Raw genomic sequence first — 20,310 nt, forward strand, 5'->3', positions numbered from 1 at the left:
CTCATGATGCAATCTCACATTGATTTCGCCTTGGCTACGCCCGAGATTCTGTTGCTGATTTTCGGTCTGGCGATTCTGCTGATCGATGCGATCAGCACTCATCCCGAGCGCAAGCCCACTTTTGTGCTGACGCTGCTGGCGTTGGGTGTGGTGACCGTCGTCTCGTTGCTGCAATGGAAAAACGGCACGGTGGGTCGTACGTTCAATGGCCTGTATGTGGCCGACAATCTGTCGCACCTGCTCAAGGTCGCGTCGTACATTGCCGTTGCGGTGACGCTGATTTACGGCCGTGCTTACGCACAAGTCCGCGACATGCTGCGCGGCGGTGAACTGTATGTGTTATCGCTGATGGCGCTGTTAGGCCAGATGGTGATGATCTCGGCAGGTAACCTGATCAGCGTGTATCTGGGCCTGGAACTGATGTCTCTGGCGCTGTATGCCTTGATCGCGTTGCGTCGTGATGATGTGGTCGCCACCGAAGCCGCCATGAAGTATTTCGTGCTGGGCGCATTGGCCTCGGGTTTCCTGCTGTACGGTATGTCCATGGTGTACGGGGCGACTGGCCATCTGGATATCGTCGAGATTTCCAATGTCATCGCGGCTGGCAAGCAGGAAAATATGGCGCTGGTATTCGGCGTGGTGTTCCTGGTGGCGGGTCTGGCGTTCAAGCTGGGCGCGGTGCCGTTCCATATGTGGGTGCCTGACGTTTACCAGGGTTCCCCGACTGCTGTGACGCTGATCCTGGGCGCTGCGCCGAAGCTGGCCGCGTTTGCGATTACGCTGCGTTTGCTGGTGGAAGGCCTTCATGGTCTGGCTGCCGATTGGCAACCGATGCTGATGATCCTGGCGATTCTGTCGCTGGCCATTGGTAACCTGACTGCGATCGCGCAGACGAACTTCAAGCGCATGCTGGCGTACTCCACGATTTCGCATGTGGGTTTCGTGCTGTTGGGGCTGATGTCGGGTGTCGTGGCAGGTAAACCTGATGCGTCGGCGAATGCCTACGGTGCGTCGTTGTTTTACATGCTGATCTATGTGCTGACCACGCTGGGCACTTTCGGCATGGTTCTGTTGTTGTCGCGTCAGGGTTTTGAGTGCGAGCAGATCGATGACCTCAAGGGCCTGAACCGCCGCAGCCCGTGGCATGCTGCATTGCTGCTGCTGTTGATGTTCTCGCTGACGGGTATTCCTCCGATGGTGGGCTTCTACGCCAAGCTGGCTGTGCTGCAAGTGCTGGTGGATGCCGGCTACGTGTGGCTGGCGGTGGTGGCCGTGGTGTTTTCGCTGATCGGCGCGTTCTACTACCTGCGTGTGGTCAAGGTGGTGTACTTCGACGAGCCGGCTGCTGACGCTGGCAAGATCGCGGCACCTTCCAGCCATTGCGGTGTGTTGTCGGTCAATAGCGCATTGATCCTCGTCCTGGGTATTCTGCCTGGTGGCTTGATGGCATTGTGCGTGCACGCGATTCAGACCTCTCTGGGTCTGTGAGGTAGGCGATACCTGTGCGTAATAGGGCGATGACGCGGTCGAACACGATAGGGGGATGGTCATGAACCAGACCTTGGCTGTTTGGCTGCTCATCGCTCTTGCTTTAGTCAGCGCGAATTTGCCGTTCTTGACTGAGCGAGTGTTGACGGTGCTGCCGTGGAAACGGGGCACCGTGGTCAAGCCGTTCTGGCTGCGTATGGTTGAGCTCTTGCTGTATTACGCAATGGTGATGGGCCTGGGGTTTGCTTTTGAAGCGGCCTTGGGGAATCCGTTTGCTCAGCGGTGGGAGTTTTACGCGATCACCTTTAGTCTGTATCTGGTGCTGGGGTATCCGGGGTTTGTGTTTCGGTATCTGTTTAAGCGGCATCCTGTGGCTAGAGGGTGAGAGTTGTTCGGGCGCATCTCTGTATGAGGTGCGTTTTTTTTGGGCTGAATCGGGGGGCAGGGTTCTGTTGGTCGTCGAGCCGAGGCAATCGGCCCGGCCGGGCTTCACAAAGTCGGTCCGGCGCGCGGGCGCCGGACACCGCGTCGCTCACCTCGTCCGGCCCCTACGGGCCTCCCTACGGTGGCTGCTCGCTCGACTCTGAGGCGCCCGGCCGGGCCGATTGCCTCGGCTCGACTGGCAGCAATTAGAATTCTCTGCATCGCCGGCACGACTTTCTTGCTTGGCGTTTTTCTGCAGCCGCAATGGAAGAGAGAAAGATCTTACGGTGCTGCTTTCGGCGGACGCCCTGCGCGTCCCCCTCAAGCGATCGGTCCGGGCATGCGGCGGGGTGGCGTGGTGCCAATTGGAAGATCTGCTTGGCCTCGATCGAGGCTGGCGACGATGATGCGTGGCGCATTTCTTTGACGGTGCGTCTATTGCATGCGTGTGTCATCCCGTGACATCAGCCCAATGCAGCTCGAGAGATCTTTTGTTATGCAACAGTGCCACAGCCTATGCATGCAGATCCCGAACGCGATGAGCGGGTGTGCAGGGCACCCGCTCATCGCAGCCCTGCAAGATCTTTCTCTTTACCCAGGCTGATGCAGAAAAACGCCAAGCAAGAAACTCGTGCCAGCGATGGGAGGAATTAGAGACAGTGCGAGTCGATGCGGGGCAGTGGCCGCGTGGGGGCGCCTCGTGGTCGAGCGGAGCGGACACCGTAGGTAGCGCGAACGCGCGGACGAGGTGAGCGAACGCGGTGTCCGGCGCCCGCGCGCCGGACCGACCACGTGAAGCCCCCACGCGGCCACTGCCCCGCATCGACGTCCAATAGCACTAAACCATCACCCCCCATCAACCCTCAAACCAATTCAGCACCCCATCCAATCCCGCCACGTTCAACGCATAAGGCGTCTGCTGCCGCACAATAGGCTTAGCCCGATAGGCAACGGCATAGCGCGCAAACCCCAGCATCTTGAGGTCATTCGCCCCATCTCCCAGAGCAATGATCTGATCCACCGTCGCCCCATATGTCTGGGCGAACGTCCGCAGATGCATCAGCTTGGCGTCTGCATCCAAAATATCGCCAAGCACTTTGCCAGTCAGCACGCCGTCTTTGATTTCCAGGGTGTTGGCATACGCGCTATCGAGGTTCAGCCGTTGGCGCAGGCGTTCCGTAAAGAACGTGAATCCGCCAGACACTAATAGCACCTTGATCCCTGCCGCCTGTGCCGTTGATATCAATTGCTCCGCACCCGGATTCAGACGCAGTTTGTCTGCATAAACCTGTTCCAGGGCCGATGCCGGCGTGCCCTCCAGCAAGGCCACCCGACGGCGCAGGCTTTCGGAGAAGTCCTTGATTTCGCCCCGCATTGCAGCCTCGGTGATCTCGGCGACTTTGGGTTTGACCCCCGCGACGCCGGCGATTTCGTCGATGCACTCGATGTTGATCAGCGTGGAATCCATATCCATCGCCAATACCTTGCATTGAGACAGACGCACGCCGGCAGGCACGAATGCCGTGTCGATGCCATGCTGTTCTCCCCAGGCCGTGACCTGTGCGCGCACATCGGCGTCTTGCGATACGTCCAATAGACGAGAGGCCGTGGCGCTGAGATGGACGACGCCTTGAGCTTGCGCCAGGGCCGCTAATTGTTCGACCTGGGCAGCGCCGAGCGCCGGGGATTGAATGACGAGATGAGTGGTAGACATGGCAGAAAGTGTGTCGGTGAGGGGCCGGTGCGTGCTGATGCTGCTCAAAGCATACCGCGGACATGAGAGAGGCTATTTTGCAGGCGCATTTTCAGCGCCATGCAAAGGGTGTTTGAACGAGTATGTCGGCACGCATGGCTATTTCAATGAGCGCAGCACCGCACGTACGGCATCGGCACGCGTGGAAACTTTGACGACGGTGAACTCGATACGCAACTTGTCCGGACCGGCCAATTTGATGTGGCGCTGCTTTTGTATCAGCTCGATGATCCGCGCGGGATCGACCGTGGTCTTGGGGCCAAACTGGATCAGTGCCTGGTTTTCGCTGGCATCGATCTTGATGATACCCAGCGGCTGCGCTGCCAGTCTCAGGCGATGCGTGGTCAGCAGTACCTGTGCGGCCTCGGGCAGTTTGCCAAAGCGGTCGATGAGCTCTTCCTGGATGCGGATCAGATCGTCTTCGTCTTCGGCATGCGACAGACGTTTGTAGATCGCCAGACGTGCATGCACGTCTGCACAATAGTCCGATGGCAACAACGCCGGGGCATGCAGATTGACCTCGCATGCCAGGTTGAACGGCGCATCCAGATCGGGCTCTTCGCCCGCCTTGAGCGCGCGTACGGCTTCGTTCAACATCTCGTTGTACATCGAGAAGCCGATTTCGTGGATGTTGCCCGATTGCGATTCGCCCAGGACTTCGCCCGTGCCGCGGATCTCCAGATCGTGCATGGCCAGATAAAAGCCAGAGCCCAGTTCTTCCATCGCCTGAATGGCTTCCAAGCGCTTTTTGGCGTTGGAGGTAATTGCGTCTTCGCCGGGCGTCAGCAGGTAAGCATAAGCCTGGTGGTGCGAGCGCCCGACCCGGCCGCGCAACTGGTGCAATTGCGCCAGGCCGAAGCGATCAGCGCGATGGATGACGATGGTGTTGGCGCTGGGTACGTCGATACCGGTTTCGATGATGGTGGTACACAGCAGCACGTTAAAGCGCTGCTGATAAAAGCCCTTCATCACTTGTTCCAGCTCGCGCTCGGGCATCTGGCCGTGCGCGACGGCGATGCGGGCCTCGGGGACGAGTTCTTCGAGGCGCGCCCGGCGATTGTGGATGGTCTCGACTTCGTTATGCAGGAAATAGGCCTGGCCGCCACGCTTGAGTTCGCGCAGCAGGGCCTCGCGTATGGTGCTGCTGTCTTCGCGACGGACAAAGGTCTTGATCGCCAGACGCTTTTGCGGTGCGGTGGCAATGACGGAGAAATCGCGTATGCCTTCGAGCGACATGCCCAGGGTGCGGGGGATGGGCGTGGCGGTCAGCGTCAGGACATCCACCTCGGCGCGCAGGGCCTTCAGCGCCTCTTTCTGGCGTACGCCAAAGCGGTGCTCTTCGTCGATGATGACCAGGCCCAGACGCTTGAACCGTACGTCTTTAGACAGGATCTTGTGCGTGCCAATCACGATGTCGACGCGGCCATCGTTGATGCCTGTGACGGCATCGGCGACTTCTTTTGATGAACGGAAACGCGATAGCTCGACTACACGCACAGGCCAATCGGCAAAGCGATCGGCAAAGGTCTGGGCATGCTGTTCGGCCAACAATGTCGTGGGGCAGAGCAGGGCCACTTGTTTGCCGTTGGCGACGGCCAGAAAAGCGGCGCGCAACGCGACTTCGGTTTTGCCAAAGCCGACATCGCCGCACACCAGGCGATCCATCGGGCGGCCCGAGGTCATGTCGCTGATGACGGCTTGGATCGCGGCGGCTTGATCGGGCGTTTCTTCGAAGCCAAAGCCTTCGGCGAAGGCTTCGTAATCGTTGATGGGCAGGTTAAAGGTATAGCCCTCGCGTGCGGCGCGTTGCGCGTACAGCGCCAACAGTTCGGCGGCAGTGTCGCGCACCTGGCGCGCGGCCTTGCGGCGAGCCTTGTCCCATTGCCCCGATCCCAGTTGATGCAGCGGTGCGGCCTCGGGGTCTGCGCCGCTATAGCGAGCGATGACGTGCAACTGCGAAACGGGCACGTATAACGTGCTGCCGTTGGCGTATTCGAGATGCAGGAATTCCATCTCGCCGTCGCCCATGTCCATGTTGATCAGGCCATGGTATCGCCCGATGCCGTGCTGCGCGTGGACGACCGGGTCGCCAGCCCGCAACTCGGACAGGTCCCGCACCATCGCTTCGACGTTGCTGGTACGTTCCTGATCGCGCCGGCCACGTCGCGTCCCACCGGCATTGCCAGGATACAGATCGTTTTCGGTGAGAAACAGCAGTTCGGCCGAGGGGATGCCAAAGCCTGCCGACAGCGGCGCCGCGAGCAGGGCAAAAGCGGACTGAGAGACGAGAAATTCCTGCAGCGATTCCGGCTGCGCATCGGGTGGCAGGTCGAACTCGGTCAGCATTTGCGCCAGCGTTTCGCGCCGGCCTGCCGAGTCTGCGCACAGCAAGACGCGCGATTCGCCGCGCGCCAACAAGGCGCGCAGGCGAGCGATGGGGTCTTCGGCGCGACGGCTGATGCTGACGTTGGGCGCGGTGGAGAAATCCGGATGCGGCGCGCCCTCGGTCAATGCCAGGCGTGGAAACGCCTTGAATCGGCCATGCAGTCCTTCGCTGTCCAGAAACAGGGCCGAGGGCGGCAGTACTGGGCGTTCGCGGTCGCTTTTCAGAAAGGTATAACGGGTGCTGGTGTCCTGGGTGAAGCGCTGGATCGCATCTTCGATATCGCCCAATGTGACAGTAATCGCATCGGCCGGCAGATAGTCAAATAGCGTTGCAGTTTCGTCAAAGAACAGCGGCAGGTAATACTCGACACCGGCAAAAGCAATGCCGTTGCCGATGTCTTTGTAGGGCAGGGCGCGGGACGGGTCGCCCTCGAATTCCTCGCGAAAACGCGCCCTGAACCGATTGCGCGATTCCTCGTCCATCGGAAACTCGCGGCCCGGCAGCAACTGTACCTCGCGCACAGGGTACAGACTGCGTTGCGTGTCGACGTCAAAGCTTCGTATGGACTCGATTTCATCGTCAAACAAGTCCAGCCGGTAGGGCACTGCCGAACCCATGGGGAATAAATCGATCAGTCCCCCACGTAGACAGAATTCCCCCGGCGCAGTCACCTGGGTCACGTGAGCGTAGTTCGCCAATGTCAGCTGGGCGCGCAGCGCGGCCTCGTCCAGCTTGTCTTTCTGCTTGAACGAGAATGTATAGGCGGCCAGAAACGAGGGCGGGGCCAATCGATACAAGGCGGTTGTCACCGGGACCAGCAGCACGTCGACCGTATGCTGCATGAGGGCATGCAGGGTGTGCAGGCGTTCCGACACCAAATCCTGGTGGGGCGAGAACGCGTCGTACGGCAGCGTTTCCCAGTCGGGCAATTGCCGTACCCGCAGATCGGGCGCGAACTGGGGAATCTCGTCGGCGAGCCGCTGTGCCTCCAGGGGCGCCGCCGTCAAAACGACGAGCGGTCGGCCGCTTTGCCGGGCGAGATCGGCCAATAGCCATGCGTCGGCCGAGCCTGGTGGACGCGGCTGCGCGTAGCGGGTGCCGGCTTTCAGGGCGGACAGTGTGGCGGCAGTGGCGGGGATCCGCGAGGCCGCATTGAGTAGTGAGGAATCAGACATCAGGCGGAAGATTATAAAATCTCTCGGCCATGACTGACTCTCTAATTGCAATTGTTCCTGCCGCCGGCGTCGGCCAGCGTGCTGCACGGGCCGGCGAATCGGGCCCGCCCAAGCAATATCGCCTGATTGCGGGGCAGCCTATGCTGCGCCACGCGGTGCAGGCGTTGCTGGCGGACGCCCGTATTGCCCAGGTGCGGGTGGCGGTGTCTGCCAATGATGGCTGGGCCGCTGAGGCCCTGGCTGGCTTGCCCCGCACCGTCTGCCGGTCGTGTGGTGGCCCTACACGGGCTGAGACGGTGGCAGCGGCGTTGGCTGACAGTGGGGCGGCAGATGGTGACTGGGTGCTGGTTCACGACGCAGCGCGCCCGGGTTTGCCTGCGGAGGCGTTGGCTCGTCTGATTGATGCTTGCCTTTCTGACGCTGTGGGCGGACTGCTGGCATTGCCGGTGGCGGATACGGTGAAATCGCAGCGCAGGCTCGATACGGGGGCTGCGCGCGGCCAATCTGCCGCTGAAGTATCGATACCGCTTGGTGACAGTAGGCCCTCTGAGGTCGATTCCACGTCTGCGGAGCCCCGTGTGCGTGCGACGCTGGATCGCGAGGGGCTATGGCTGGCCCAAACTCCCCAGATGTTCCGCGCAGGTCTGCTGCGCGCGGCGTTGGCGAGTGCGCAATCCGCGGGTGTGGCAGTCACTGACGAGGCTTCGGCCATCGAGGCGGCTGGCTATGCTCCTTTGCTGGTGCCTGGGTCGTTGCGCAATTTCAAGGTGACGTGGCCGGATGATTTTGAATTGATGGGAAAATGGGTTTGACACGTTCCGTTTTGGGGCAGCAAGCTTTTTGGAGTATTGGATGAGTTTTCCTTTCCGAGTCGGTCAGGGCTTTGACGTGCATGCCTTGGTGACGGGCCGTCCGTTGATTATCGGTGGCGTCACGATCCCGCATACGCATGGGCTGCAGGGGCATTCGGATGCAGATGTGTTGCTGCATGCGGTGACAGATGCGTTGCTGGGGGCGGCTGGATTGGGGGATATCGGGCGGCATTTTCCTGATACGGATCCTGCCTATAAGGGCGCCGATAGCCGTGTGCTGTTGCGAGATGCGGTTGCCAAAATCCGTGCAGCCGGGTGGGTGCCGGTGAATATCGACGCTACCGTTCATGCCCAGGCGCCGAAAGTCGGCCCTCATGCCGCCGCAATGGTGGCGAATATCGCTGCGGATGTGGGCGTTGAGGTTGATGTGATCAACATCAAGGCCAAGACTAACGAAGGGTTGGGGTATTTGGGGCGTAAAGAGGGGATTGCCGCTACGGTGGTTGCTTTGCTGGCTCGGGGGGAGTGACGGGTTTTTTTGCGGGTTGATGTTTTGGGGCTAGGTAGGGGTTCTGTTGGTCGTCGAGCCGAGGCAATCGGCCCGGCCGGGCTTCACAAAGTCGGTCCGGCGCGCGGGCGCCGGACACCGCGTCGCTCACCTCGTCCGGCCCCTACGGGCCTCCCTACGGTGGCGGCTCGCTCGACTTTGAGGCGCCCGGCCGGGCCGATTGCCTCGGCTCGACTGGCAGCAATTAGAATTCTCTGCATCGCCGGCACGACTTTCTTGCTTGGCGTTTTTCTGCAGCCGCAATGGAAGAGAGAAAGATCTTACGGTGCTGCTTTCGGCGGACGCCCTGCGCGTCCCCCTCAAGCGATCGGTCCGGGCATGCGACGGGGTGGCGTGGTGCCAGTTGGAAGATCTGCTTGGCTGCGATCGAGGCTTGCGACGATGATGCGTGGCGCACTGCTTTGATGGTGCATCTATTGCATGTGAGCGCCTCGTGGTCGAGCGGAGCGGACACCGTAGGGAGCGCGAACGCGCGGACGAGGTGAGCGAACGCGATGTCCGGCGCGCAGGGCGCCGGACCGGCCACGTGAAGCCCCCACGCAGCCACTGCCCCGCATCGACGTCCATAAGTACTACTAAACCACCCGCAGCAAAATCACTTCCCTTGGGCAGCCAACGACAACGCCGCAGCATTCACCACAGCCGCAATCCGCCCCACATCCCGCAGTTGCTCCACACTGAATCCATCTTTCTTCAGATTCTCATAGTGCGACTGCACGCAGAAATGGCATTTACCGATGATGGAAGCCGCCAAGGCAAACAGCTCGAAGCGTTTCTTATCCACCCCGCCATGCGTCGCATATGCATTCATCCGCAACTGCGCCGGCAGGCTTTTGAGCTGATCGTCGCCGGTCATCTCCACGTAGGGATACCAGACATTGTTCATGCCCATCAACGCCGAGGCCGTCAGCGCGGCATTGGCGTCGGTTTCCGACAGGCCGCTTTTGAATGCCTCGATCAGCACGGGGCTGCGAGCTGCAAAGGCGGCCGACAGGGCGGCGCCTACGGCGTCTTCGGGGGCCAGCGTCGAACGGGCAATCACACCGTCCAGATTCAGGCGAATGTCTTTGGCCCAATCCGGCAGTTGCTCCTTGATGGCTGAGATGAATTCCATAGTTTTTACCTATAATCTGGATCAGGAAAAGCCCGGCAGGGCCGGGCTGAGAAATTACAGCGTTGCGCCGCCAACCGTACGGTTGCAGGGGCACAGCTCATCGGTTTGCAGACCGTCGAGCAAGCGCAGGATTTCTTCGGGGTTGCGACCCACGTTCAGGTTGTTGACCGACACGTGCTGGATGGTGTTGTCCGGATCGACGATGAAGGTAGCGCGCAGAGCGACGCCAGCTTCTTTGTCACGGATGCCCAGTTGGTCGATCAGCGAGCCGGTGACGTCGCCGAATTGGTAGTGACCCAGCTTGTTCAGGTCCGGGTGCTCACGGCGCCATGCCAGCTTCACGAATTCGTTGTCCACGGAACCGCCCAGCAGGACAGCGTCGCGGTCTGCGAAGTCATTGGCCAGCTTGTTGAAGCCGACGATTTCGGTCGGGCACACGAAAGTGAAGTCTTTCGGGTAGAAGTAGATGATTTTCCACTTGCCGGGAAAGGAGCTTTCGGTGATGTCTTCGAACGCCGAAACACCGTTTTCTTCGTGCTGATTGAAGCCAGGCTTGACACCGGCAACCTTGAAGGGCTCGAGTTTATCGCCAACAGTTTTCATGAATGCTCCCGTAAGTTGTTGGGTGGAATGAAGGCACACAGTATCGCGTGCTAAGACCCAAATTTTACGCTATTGGCTATCGCTGTCTAATTGATAATTTCTAAATCGAGCTTTGGGAATCTCTATCCTTGCGGTTAATCCGCCGCCCGCCCGTTCCAGCATTTTCAGTGAGCCGCCCACGTGCTTGAGCAACCGTTCGACAATGGCCAAGCCCAAGCCTGCTCCGCTGACGCCTGTGCGCGCTGCCTCGCCCCGAGAAAAGGGGCGGAGCAGGCGATCGACGTCATCGGGGGCGATGCCCGGCCCACGATCAGAGACTTCGATGATCAGCGAACTGCCTTCACCATGCAGACTCATGATCAGATGAGCCTGGCCATCGGCAGAACGGCCGTAGCGGCGGGCATTTTCGATGAGGTTGCTGACAACGCGTTTCAGGTCCAGGGCCGTGACGCGGGCGTGCAGGTCGGGTTCGATGAACGCGTCCAGATTGCCGCCTAAAGAGGCGGTATGGCTGCGTTCGCGCTCGTATAGCTCTGCGAGGATTTCGGAGATATTCGTGGCGACTTGGGGCAGGGAGCCCGCGGGGCGAGCGTATTCCATCAGCTGGCCGATGCTGTGATCGATTTGCCCCAGGTCATCGTCGATCGCCTGGCGCGCATCCTCGGACACGCCGCTCATCTCGATCTCGAGCCGCATGCGGGCCAGCGGAGTGCGTAAATCGTGCGAAATCCCCGCCAGCATCAGTTCGCGATCGGCTTCGGCTTGCCGGAGGTCTTTTGCCATCCGGTTAAACGAGGCGTTGAGATCCCGGATCTCCAGCGGGCCGTTTTCGGGCAGGGAGGCAGGTGTTTCGCCACGGGACAGTACCTGTGCCGCCCGGGCCAGGCGGGAGAGCGGCCGATTGACAAAGCCCACGCTGACCGCAGCCCCCACGAGAGAGAGCAACAGGGCAGTGGCGCCCCAGCCCAGCCATTCAATGCCGCCCGTCAGGCCGATTTGTTCGCGTTCGAAGACGAGCCAATACAAGTCCTGGTTGATCTGGAAACTGACCCAGAAGCCCGGAACCTGATTGACGCCCCACATGATCTGGGTCTCGGGCCCAAAGCGGGTGCGTATATGCTGGGCGACACGTTGCCAGTAGTCGTCTTCGGGCAACGCCTCGGTGAAATCCGTGACTTCGCGGGGATAGACCTGGATCCCCTCGTTGGTGGCCAGGTCCAGCAGCAGCTTGCTGCGCTCGGTGTCGTCGGAATAGATCAGCGCGGTGCGGGTGATATTGACGGCCGTGATGACCCGTTGCGCCATTTGGTTGGCGCGCGGGCCGAGTTCCATGCTGAAGAAAACCTGCAGCCATGCCCCGAGGCTCACGAGCATCAGGGCTGCCAGCAGCAGAAATGTGCGGCCGAACAGCCCTAACCTGAGTCGTGAGGTCAGGTTGCGAAGGATCCTGCGTACACCGGGCACAAGACGTCGTGCTTGTCGAGATCCTTTGGGACGATCAGCTGCCACCATCCGGAACGAAGACGTAGCCCAGACCCCAGACCGTCTGGATGAAGACCGGCTTGGACGGGTTGGGTTCGATCAGTTTGCGCAAACGCGAGATTTGCACGTCCAGACTGCGATCGAAGGCTTCGTATTCGCGGCCGCGGGCCAATTCCATCAGCTTGTCACGCGACAGCGGGATCTTGGGGTGACGCGCAAAGACCTTGAGCACGGAGAATTCGCCCGTGGTGATGGGGACTTGTTCGTTGTTGCGCGTGAGGGTACGGGTCGACAGATTGAGGGTATACGGTCCAAACGCGATGGACTCGTTTTCCTGGCTGGGAGCACCGGGATGCTCTTCGGTGCCCCGGCGGCGCAGGATGGCGTTGATACGGGCCAGCAGTTCGCGGGGGTTGAAGGGCTTGGACAGATAGTCGTCGGCGCCCATTTCGAGGCCAACGATGCGGTCGATTTCCTCGGCCTTGGCTGTCAGCATAATGATGGGGGTATTGTCGTGACCACCACGCAGGCGGCGGCAGATCGACAAACCGTCCTCACCGGGCAGCATCAAATCCAGAACGAGCAGGTCAAAATGCTCGCGCTGCCAGAGCTTGCCCATTTCCTTGGCGTCTTCGGCGACAAAGACGTTGAATCCTTGTTCCGACAAGTACCTGCGCAGCAGATCGCGCAGGCGAGGATCGTCATCGACGACGAGAATTTTGCGGACGGGATTGGTGTTTTGCGTATTCATGGCCGGAAATGTAACAGTGACAAGAATCAACGGCTAGTGGGTATTCACAAGATATTACACATTGCGCATTAAGGTTGAAATCCCCCCGTTGGTCCTAGGGGAGGGTTCTTTGGATTTCGTACAATCTCTCCCTATGAATTTGAACCTGCTGGCCCTCGAAACCTCCTCCTCGCGTTGCGGGGTGGCCCTTTTGCGCGAAACCGATGCGGGTTGCACGGTTTCCGTGCTGGAGCACGAAGGTGCCCAGGAACACGCCGAGCGATTGCTGCCGATGGCGGGACAGCTCCTGGAGCAGGCAGGGCTGACGCCAGGGGACCTGGACGCGATCGCGTTTGGTCAGGGGCCAGGGGGCTTTACGGGCTTGCGAGTCGCCTGCGGCGTCGCTCAGGGGATGGGCTTGGCGCTGGGGATACCCGTGGTGCCCATTGTGTCTCATCTGGCGGTGGCGCACGAAATCGGCGCGCAACCGGGGGGCATGGTCCTGGTGGCGCTGGATGCCCGCATGAACGAGGTCTATCTGGCCGCCTACGCCTATCGGACGGACAGCGAGCGTCCTTGGCTGACCTTGCAGGCGCCTATGCTGATCGCCGCGGACGAGGCGGTGCCCTGGGCCGAGCATCATCTGCCGTTATGGGCGGCCAATGACCAGGCCGAACGGTTGGGCCATGGTTTGGCCGGTGGGCTGGTCGATGGCTTGGCAGGCGGCTTGGTCGGCGGAGTGATTGCCCCGTCCGCGGGGACAACCCTGCGTTTGGCCGGGGACGCGTGGGATGTTTACGCGGCTGAGATGGCGCCGCCCGCAAATTGGCGGCGCCATGCTGCCGCACGGCCTCAGGCCAGCGCTGTGGCGCATTTGGCGCGCCAGGCATGGTTGCGAGGCGAGGCGGCAGCTCCCGAGTTGGCCGCGCCCTTGTATGTGCGAGACAAAATCGCCTTTACGACGGCGGAACGCGAGCGCGGTTTGGGGGGCAACCCCAAGGCCGTACCTGCCTGGCCCGCGCCAGTACTCGAGCCCATGGCCGAGCCGGATGTGGATGCCGTAGCCGAATTGGAGGCCAGCTTGCAGGCATTTCCCTGGACGCGAGGCAATTTTGCGGATGCATTGGCCTCGGGATACGAGGCTTGCGTACTGCGTCAGGGCGGCAAGGTCGTCGGGTTCTGCCTGGTGATGCTGGCGCCCGACGTGGCGCATTTGCTAGTGATAGGCGTGCCTCGCGAGCATCATCGCCAAGGTCTGGGCAGTGTGCTGTTGGCGTGGTGCGAGCAAATCGCCCGGCAACAGGATTTGCCTGCTGTGATGCTTGAGGTGCGGCCGTCCAATACGTCTGCGCTGGCATTCTACGAAAAAAGCGGTTTTAAGCGTATCGGCGTGCGTCGCGGCTATTATCCTACGGGTAAGGGACAGCGCGAGGACGCCTTGGTGATGCAGAAAATGCTGGTGAGCGAGGGATCGTCGCAATGACGCCGGTGCTTGACGACATGGCGGCTCCTCGCATCAATGCGCTGCAAAAACTCTGGCTGCGCGAAATCGGTATCGAGAAAACCTGGCTAAAGGCTGCGGATCCGCAGCCGCTGCCGGCGGCATCGGTGCTTTCGGCGCAGGCGCCTGCCTCGGACGCTGATGCCGGTGCACGCCAGGATCCGGCGGCCCAGGCAAGAGACGCGCTGCGGGCAGGGGGACATCCCATTGCCGGCGATGGCGCAATGATGCGTTCGAATGCCGCGGGCGGTGCCGGACATTCTGATGCAGGCGGTGGCGCGGATTCGCTCGGCATAGAAGGCCGCCGCGCGGAGGCTCCGCCTGCGGCAGGGGCGTCCGCCCAGGGCGAACGTGCAGGCGCGCCCGTGCGGCCTGCGTCGACGCAGCCCCGCCCACCAGCAGGCGTCGCGCCCGCGGCGCCTGCGCCGGCCCCTACGATAGAGCCCGTTGTCGCCGCGACCGATTTCGATGCTTTGCGCGAACAGGTCCAGCAGTGCACGGCCTGTGGCCTGTGCCAGGGGCGCCGCCATGCCGTTTTCGGCATGGGCGCTCGTCCTGCGCGCTGGATGGTCGTGGGGGAGGCGCCGGGCGAGCAAGAAGACCGTCAGGGCCTACCGTTCGTTGGGCGCTCCGGCCAACTGCTGGACGCGATGTTGAGCGCCGTGGGGATGAGCCGCGAAAAAGACGTCTTTATCGCCAACGTGATCAAGTGCAGGCCGCCGGGCAATCGCAACCCCAAGCCCGAGGAAATTGCCGCGTGCAGTCCATACCTGAAGCGGCAGATTGAGCTGATTCGACCCGAGCGGATCCTGGTGCTGGGCCGTTTTGCCGCCCAGACCCTGTTGGGAACGGATGCCACCATAGGCAGTCTGCGCGGACGCCAGCATGTGTGGACCATGGACGACGGGCATCGGATTCCCGTGGTGGTCAGTTATCACCCGGCGTATTTGCTGCGCAGCCCGGTCGAAAAGGCGCGCGCATGGCAAGATCTGCAACTCGCAATGGCCTTGACCTGAACGCTGACAGGCTCCCTGGCCTGGGGTAATGATCAGCCAAGGCTGCAGAGGCCGGCGTCAGGCCAAATGTCAGGTCACGCAGGCGCAGCCACCCAGGATAATCGCCGTGACACTTGAATGAGCGCTCAGCAACTGGCGTTCATCGCCCGGGCGCTCAATGCTGCTTGATCGCGTGGCCGTGTCCTTCCTGGCCGATTTGCTCGTGCAGTGCGGGATCCGCGTTGAGGTTGCGGCGGCTCCAGCGCATGAACAACACCATCAGGATCGCGACCAGCACGCCAAACAGCACGATCACGACGTTGATCGGCATTTCCAGCCACAGCATCAGCGTATAAACCGCCACCATCAACAAGATGTTGAGCTGTTCGTTGAAGTTTTGCACGGCGATGGAGTGCCCGGCCGACAGTAGGACATGTCCCCGGTGCTGCAGCAGCGCATTCATCGGTACGACAAAGAACCCGGCTAGCCCGCCCGTCAGGAGCAGGACGCCGTAAACCGCCCACGTGCTGTGCACCAGCGGCATGAGCAGTACCACCAGACCCATCAGGGCCCCGACGGGCAAGACGCATAAGGCTTTGCGCAGGGGAATGCGTCCCGCCAGAATGGAGCCCACGACGGTGCCTACGGCTGCGACGCCCATCAGCATCGAGGCCTCGTCGAGCCTATAGCCCAGATGCTGCCGTCCCCACTCGATCACGATCAATTGCAGGACCGCGCCGGCTCCCCAGAACAGGGTGGTGACGGCGAGGGAAATCTGTCCCAGCTTGTCCTGCCACAGGACGCGGACATAGCTGGCAAAGACGCGTGTCAGCTTGATGGGATTTTTCTGTTGCGGCGGATAGCGCACATGGGTGTTGGGGATCAGCAGATTGCAGAGCGCGGCCAGCAGATAGACGCAGGCAATGACGAGAATGGCGGCTTCGGCCGGGGTGTGCACCCATTTGCCGATGATGTGGTGATCAAGCAGCAGGGTCGAGGTGGCCGGAGAGATCAGTACGCCTCCCAATACCGTCCCCAGAATGATGGAGAACACGGTCAGGCCTTCGATCCAGCTATTGCCCTTGACCAGCATTTCCGGGGGCAGCATTTCGGTCACGATGCCGTATTTCGCAGGCGAGTAGGCGGCAGCGCCGACGCCTACCAGGCCATAGGCCACACAGACCAGATAGGTCTGGTATTCCTCGGGAACGCCCAGGTTGGCATAGAGGAACATCAACAGGCAGCCGGAGACCTTGAGGGCGTTGGTGGCGAACATCACCCGCCCTTTGGGGAACGAGTCAGCGACTGCGCCGACAAATGCCGCGAGCACCACGTACGACAGTGCGAACGACCATTTCATCAGCGGCGCCATCCAGTCTGGGCCATGCAATTCCAGAATCAAGGCGATCGCCGCAATGAACAGTGCATTGTCCGCCAGAGACGAGAAGGCCTGAGCGGCCATGACCAGATAAAACCCGCGTTTCAAAAGAGAGTCCCCGGTGGCTGCCGGCAAATCGGCAGCGGTGAAAAATCTGTTTCGGATGAAAAAAAAGTGTCAGCGAGTATAGCGTCTGACGTGTGGATGATGGGATTAGCGTCGTTTTCAGCGTGGGCCGGCAACAGCCTGGGGTATCATACGAGCCACACTAGATTCGCCATTCTACGGTCCCCGAGGGGCCGGTTCGCTATTCGTAGGGCAGGTCTGTTCAACGCGTTTCGTTCAACCCCACCCGTCCATCCATCGTACTGTGCGCCTGACTCAACTAAAACTCGCCGGATTCAAATCGTTCGTCGATCCCACTGTGATCCCCGTACCCAGCCAGCTGGTGGGGGTCGTGGGACCCAATGGCTGCGGCAAATCTAACATTATTGATGCGGTCCGCTGGGTGTTGGGCGAGGCCAAGGCCTCCGAGTTGCGTGGCGAATCCATGCAGGACGTGATTTTCAACGGCTCGGGCCATCGTAAACCTGCCGCGCGGGCGTCTGTCGAAATGGTATTCGACAACAGCGAAGGCCGCGCTGCAGGCCAATGGAGCGCTTATTCCGAGATCGCGGTGCGCCGCGTGCTCACGCGCGACGGCACCAGCAGTTACTACGTCAACAACCAGCAGGTACGCCGGCGCGATATTCACGATATTTTCCTGGGCACCGGCCTGGGCGCGCGTGGCTACGCCATTATCGGTCAGGGCATGATCAACCGCCTGATCGAGGCGCGTCCCGAGGAATTGCGTGTCTTCCTCGAAGAAGCCGCCGGCGTCTCGCGCTACAAAGAACGTCGCCGCGAAACGGAAAATCGCCTTTCCGATACTAGGGAAAACCTGACCCGCGTCGAAGACATTCTGCGCGAATTGGGATCGCAGTTGGAAAAGCTCGAGGCGCAGGCCGAGGTGGCCCGCCAATACCGCGAGTTGCAGGCCGACGGCGAGAAAAAACAATTTGCCCTCTGGCTCCTGAAAGAAACCGGCGCGCGCGATGAACGCCAGCGCAAGAACCAGGACATGGCGCAGGCCCAGACCAACCTCGAGGCGGCCATCGCGGGGCTGCGTGCTGGCGAACTCGAGCTGGAGTCGCGCCGCCAGGCCCACTATGCCGCCAGCGACGCCGTGCACACTGCCCAGGGACAGCTTTACGAGGCCAACGCGCAGGTCAGCCGCCTCGAGGCGGAGATCCGCCACGTGGTCGATTCTCGTAACCGCCTGCAGGCGCGGCGTGATCAACTGCAGCAGCAGATCGCCGAATGGGAAACCCAACAGGCCCACTGTGTCGAGCAGATCGCCCAGGCCGAAGAAGACCTCGCCGCCAGCGCCGCTCGTACCGAAGAAGCGCGTGCGCAGGCCGAAGAAGCCCAGGCCAGCCTGCCTGCGACGGAATCCCGGGTGCGCGATGCCGCGGCTTCGCGTGACGAGATGCGCGGGGCCTTGGCTCGTGTCGAACAGAATCTGGCCCTGGTCGCACAGACACAACGCGATGCCGACCGCCAACTGCAAAACTTGGAGCAACGCCGCGAGCGCCTGCAGCAGGAATTACGCGAATTGCACACCCCGGATCTCGCCAGGCTGGAGCAATTGGCGGGCGACCGTGCGGTGGGCGAGGACCAGCTCGAAGAAGCCCAGCAACAGCTCGCTGACCTGGAAGCCCGGGTCCCAGAGGCTGACGCCGAACGCAGCCGCGCACAGACAGCCGCCCAACAGGACGCGCAGACACTGGCCCGCCTGGAGGCTCGCTTGGCCGCATTGGTCAAGCTGCAGGAAGACGTCCAGAAGCAAGGCGCGCTAGAGCCTTGGCTCGCCAAGCATGAGCTGACCGGCCTGGCACGGCTGTGGCAAAAGCTGCATATCGAGCCTGGCTGGGAAAACGCCCTGGAAGCCGTCCTGCGCGAGCGCATGGCCGCCATGGAGGTGCGCAACCTGGACTGGTCGCGAGCCTTTGCCGAGGACGCTCCGCCCGCGCGCCTGGCGTTTTATCAGGTTCCGGCTGCGGCGCCGGCACCGGCTGCGCCCGCGGGGTTGACGCCCTTGGCGAGCTTGTTGCGCATTACCGATCCAGACCTGCGCACGTTGCTGAACGACTGGCTGCGCAACGTCTATACCGCTGCCGACATGGGCCAGGCACTGGCGGCTCGTGCGACACTGCCGCCTGGCGCCGCATGCGTGGTGCAGGCCGGGCATCTGGTCGATGCGCATAGCGTGCGGTTCTATGCTCCCGATTCCGAGCAGGCAGGCATGCTCGCTCGCCAGCAGGAAATCGAAAACCTGCAGCGCGAGATCAAGGCGCATCAGCTGATTGCGGACCAGGCGCGAGCCGCCGTGGCGCGCGCCGAGAGCGCATGGCAGCAGGTGTCGCAGGCCATTACGCCAGCACGCCAGCGCGTCGCTGAAGTGACGCGCCGGGTGCACGACATTCAGCTCGAACACTCGCGTTTGCAGCAGCAGGCCGAACAATCGGGCGAACGGGCGACTCGCCTGCGCCAGGACCTAGAGGAAATCGCAGCCCACGAGGAAGACCTGCGTGCCACACGCGAAGAGGCCGAGGCGCGTTTCGAAACGCTGGACCAGGAATTGGGCGAGCATCAGTCGCGTTTTGCTGATGCCGAGATGGCAGGCGAAGACCTCGCCGCGCAAGCCGAGGCTGCTCGTGCCAAATTGCGCGAACTCGAGCGCGCGGCCCAGGAGGCCGAGTTTGCCGAGCGCGGCGTGCAATCGCGTATCGCGGATCTGCAACGCAATCGCCAGTTGGCCATCGATCAAAGCCAACGCGGGGCCGTCGAGCTCGAACAATTGCAGGCCGAGTTGGCTGAGTTCGATGCGTCTGCGTCGCAAGCCGGCTTGCAAGACGCGCTGGAGGCGCGAGCCGAGCGCGAAGAAGCCCTGACCCGGGCGCGCCAAGAGCTCGACAACCTGTCGGCCCTGCTGCGCGGCGCCGACGAAGAACGCATGCAACAAGAGCGTGCGCTGGAACCGCTGCGCGCGCGCATCACCGAACTGCAATTGCAAGAGCAGGCTGCTCGTCTGGCCGAGGAGCAATTCACCGAGCAGTTGAATGCTCGTGAGGTAGACCGTGAGACCCTGGCTCGGGAACTGGCCGATCGCCCCGATGAATGGCGCCGGGCCAACTGGCTGCAATCCGAAGTCGGCCGTATTTCCCGTCAGATCGATTCGCTGGGCTCCGTGAACCTGGCCGCATTGGATGAGCTCAATGCCTCGCGCGAACGCAAGGAGTTCCTCGATTCCCAGCAACAGGATTTGCTGACGGCGATCGATACCCTCGAAGACGCCATCCGCAAAATCGATCGCGAAACGCGCGAGCTGCTGCAGGCGACGTTCGATACGGTTAACGGCCACTTTGGCGAGCTGTTCCCCCGGCTGTTTGGCGGCGGTGAAGCCAAGCTCACGATGACCGGCGACGAAATCCTGGACGCAGGCGTGCAGGTCATGGCGCAGCCGCCTGGCAAACGAAACAGCACGATTCATTTGTTATCAGGTGGTGAGAAAGCGTTGACCGCCACGGCACTGGTGTTCGCATTGTTCAAACTGAACCCTGCGCCATTCTGCTTGCTGGACGAGGTGGATGCCCCGTTGGATGACGCCAATACCGAGCGCTACGCCAACCTGGTGAGCAGCATGAGCGAGCAAACGCAGTTCCTGTTCATCTCGCATAACAAGATCGCGATGCAAATGGCCAAACAATTGGTCGGCGTTACCATGCAAGAACAAGGGGTTTCGCGTATCGTTGCTGTTGATATTGATTCGGCCGTGCAAATGGCCTCCGAAGCCGCATAAC

14 protein-coding genes are annotated in these 20,310 nt (G+C 61.4%); 7 read left to right on the top strand and 7 right to left on the bottom strand.

Annotation, left to right across the window (positions count from 1 at the left end):
• The first annotated feature begins 3 nt into the window (after positions 1-3).
• Both nuoN and ACYVIT_RS05595 read left to right on the top strand, forming a co-directional pair.
• Positions 4-1,488, top strand: coding sequence for an NADH-quinone oxidoreductase subunit NuoN (gene nuoN / locus ACYVIT_RS05590; protein ID WP_415808388.1), 1,485 nt, complete (start codon positions 4-6; stop codon positions 1,486-1,488).
• Positions 1,489-1,549: 61 nt separating this feature from the next.
• Complete coding sequence (locus ACYVIT_RS05595) at positions 1,550-1,873, top strand: DUF2818 family protein (protein WP_415808389.1); 324 nt, start codon at positions 1,550-1,552, stop codon at positions 1,871-1,873.
• 894 nt (positions 1,874-2,767) lie between these two features.
• Here the strand turns inward: ACYVIT_RS05595 and serB are convergent.
• Positions 2,768-3,625 (bottom strand): phosphoserine phosphatase SerB, encoded by an 858-nt coding sequence (serB, locus tag ACYVIT_RS05600; protein ID WP_415809054.1) that lies wholly within the window; start codon positions 3,623-3,625, stop codon positions 2,768-2,770.
• Positions 3,626-3,763: 138 nt separating this feature from the next.
• The gene (gene mfd, locus ACYVIT_RS05605) at positions 3,764-7,225 is read right to left on the bottom strand and encodes a transcription-repair coupling factor (protein ID WP_415809053.1); all 3,462 of its coding nucleotides are present in this window, start codon (positions 7,223-7,225) and stop codon (positions 3,764-3,766) included.
• Positions 7,226-7,254: 29 nt separating this feature from the next.
• On the opposite strand from mfd, the gene ACYVIT_RS05610 reads away from it, so the two are divergent.
• Together ACYVIT_RS05610 and ispF are read left to right on the top strand one after the other, a co-directional pair.
• Positions 7,255-8,037 carry an IspD/TarI family cytidylyltransferase gene (locus ACYVIT_RS05610; protein ID WP_415809052.1) on the top strand — a complete coding sequence of 261 codons (783 nt, stop codon included), beginning with the start codon at positions 7,255-7,257 and terminating at the stop codon, positions 8,035-8,037.
• A 40-nt stretch (positions 8,038-8,077) separates the two neighbouring features.
• Positions 8,078-8,566, top strand: a complete 489-nt coding sequence (gene ispF / locus ACYVIT_RS05615; RefSeq protein ID WP_415809051.1) for a 2-C-methyl-D-erythritol 2,4-cyclodiphosphate synthase — start codon at positions 8,078-8,080, stop codon at positions 8,564-8,566.
• A gap of 634 nt (positions 8,567-9,200) precedes the next feature.
• Here the strand turns inward: ispF and ACYVIT_RS05620 are convergent.
• The 4 genes from ACYVIT_RS05620 to risA form a co-directional block, all read right to left on the bottom strand.
• Entirely contained in the window at positions 9,201-9,719 is a 519-nt protein-coding gene (locus ACYVIT_RS05620; RefSeq protein ID WP_415808390.1) for a carboxymuconolactone decarboxylase family protein, read from the bottom strand.
• Positions 9,720-9,773: 54 nt separating this feature from the next.
• Positions 9,774-10,322, bottom strand: a complete 549-nt coding sequence (locus ACYVIT_RS05625; protein ID WP_415808391.1) for a peroxiredoxin — start codon at positions 10,320-10,322, stop codon at positions 9,774-9,776.
• Positions 10,323-10,391: 69 nt separating this feature from the next.
• The gene (gene risS, locus ACYVIT_RS05630; RefSeq protein ID WP_460478166.1) at positions 10,392-11,786 is read right to left on the bottom strand and encodes a two-component system sensor histidine kinase family protein; all 1,395 of its coding nucleotides are present in this window, start codon (positions 11,784-11,786) and stop codon (positions 10,392-10,394) included.
• Between the two features lie 34 nt (positions 11,787-11,820).
• Positions 11,821-12,555 (bottom strand): response regulator transcription factor RisA, encoded by a 735-nt coding sequence (gene risA / locus ACYVIT_RS05635; RefSeq protein WP_094821448.1) that lies wholly within the window; start codon positions 12,553-12,555, stop codon positions 11,821-11,823.
• A 133-nt stretch (positions 12,556-12,688) separates the two neighbouring features.
• Here risA and tsaB point away from each other — a divergent pair, with 133 nt between their 5' ends.
• Together tsaB and ACYVIT_RS05645 are read left to right on the top strand one after the other, a co-directional pair.
• Positions 12,689-14,017 (top strand): tRNA (adenosine(37)-N6)-threonylcarbamoyltransferase complex dimerization subunit type 1 TsaB, encoded by a 1,329-nt coding sequence (gene tsaB / locus ACYVIT_RS05640; protein ID WP_415808393.1) that lies wholly within the window; start codon positions 12,689-12,691, stop codon positions 14,015-14,017.
• Positions 14,014-15,051: a uracil-DNA glycosylase gene (locus tag ACYVIT_RS05645; RefSeq protein ID WP_415808394.1), complete on the top strand. Its 1,038-nt coding sequence runs from the start codon at positions 14,014-14,016 to the stop codon at positions 15,049-15,051. The genes tsaB and ACYVIT_RS05645 overlap by 4 nt, the downstream gene beginning before the upstream one ends.
• A 154-nt stretch (positions 15,052-15,205) precedes the next feature.
• On the opposite strand, the gene lplT is transcribed toward ACYVIT_RS05645, so the two are convergent.
• Positions 15,206-16,516, bottom strand: a complete 1,311-nt coding sequence (gene lplT / locus ACYVIT_RS05650; protein WP_415808395.1) for a lysophospholipid transporter LplT — start codon at positions 16,514-16,516, stop codon at positions 15,206-15,208.
• A gap of 262 nt (positions 16,517-16,778) precedes the next feature.
• Here lplT and smc point away from each other — a divergent pair, with 262 nt between their 5' ends.
• The gene (gene smc / locus ACYVIT_RS05655) at positions 16,779-20,309 is read left to right on the top strand and encodes a chromosome segregation protein SMC (RefSeq protein ID WP_415808396.1); all 3,531 of its coding nucleotides are present in this window, start codon (positions 16,779-16,781) and stop codon (positions 20,307-20,309) included.
• The last annotated feature ends 1 nt before the right edge of the window (position 20,310 follow it).

The organism is Bordetella muralis, assembly GCF_054781015.1.

What these genes read in the sequence shown, in the direction of transcription:
- ispF (WP_415809051.1), top strand. Translation starts at nt 8,078, where the DNA reads ATGAGTTTTCCTTTCCGAGTCGGTCAGGGCTTTGACGTGCATGCCTTG.
- tsaB (WP_415808393.1), top strand. Translation starts at nt 12,689, where the DNA reads ATGAATTTGAACCTGCTGGCCCTCGAAACCTCCTCCTCGCGTTGCGGG.
- ACYVIT_RS05620 (WP_415808390.1), bottom strand. Translation starts at nt 9,719, where the DNA reads ATGGAATTCATCTCAGCCATCAAGGAGCAACTGCCGGATTGGGCCAAA.
- ACYVIT_RS05610 (WP_415809052.1), top strand. Translation starts at nt 7,255, where the DNA reads ATGACTGACTCTCTAATTGCAATTGTTCCTGCCGCCGGCGTCGGCCAG.
- risA (WP_094821448.1), bottom strand. Translation starts at nt 12,555, where the DNA reads ATGAATACGCAAAACACCAATCCCGTCCGCAAAATTCTCGTCGTCGAT.
- ACYVIT_RS05625 (WP_415808391.1), bottom strand. Translation starts at nt 10,322, where the DNA reads ATGAAAACTGTTGGCGATAAACTCGAGCCCTTCAAGGTTGCCGGTGTC.
- nuoN (WP_415808388.1), top strand. Translation starts at nt 4, where the DNA reads ATGATGCAATCTCACATTGATTTCGCCTTGGCTACGCCCGAGATTCTG.
- ACYVIT_RS05595 (WP_415808389.1), top strand. Translation starts at nt 1,550, where the DNA reads ATGAACCAGACCTTGGCTGTTTGGCTGCTCATCGCTCTTGCTTTAGTC.
- serB (WP_415809054.1), bottom strand. Translation starts at nt 3,625, where the DNA reads ATGTCTACCACTCATCTCGTCATTCAATCCCCGGCGCTCGGCGCTGCC.
- mfd (WP_415809053.1), bottom strand. Translation starts at nt 7,225, where the DNA reads ATGTCTGATTCCTCACTACTCAATGCGGCCTCGCGGATCCCCGCCACT.
- ACYVIT_RS05645 (WP_415808394.1), top strand. Translation starts at nt 14,014, where the DNA reads ATGACGCCGGTGCTTGACGACATGGCGGCTCCTCGCATCAATGCGCTG.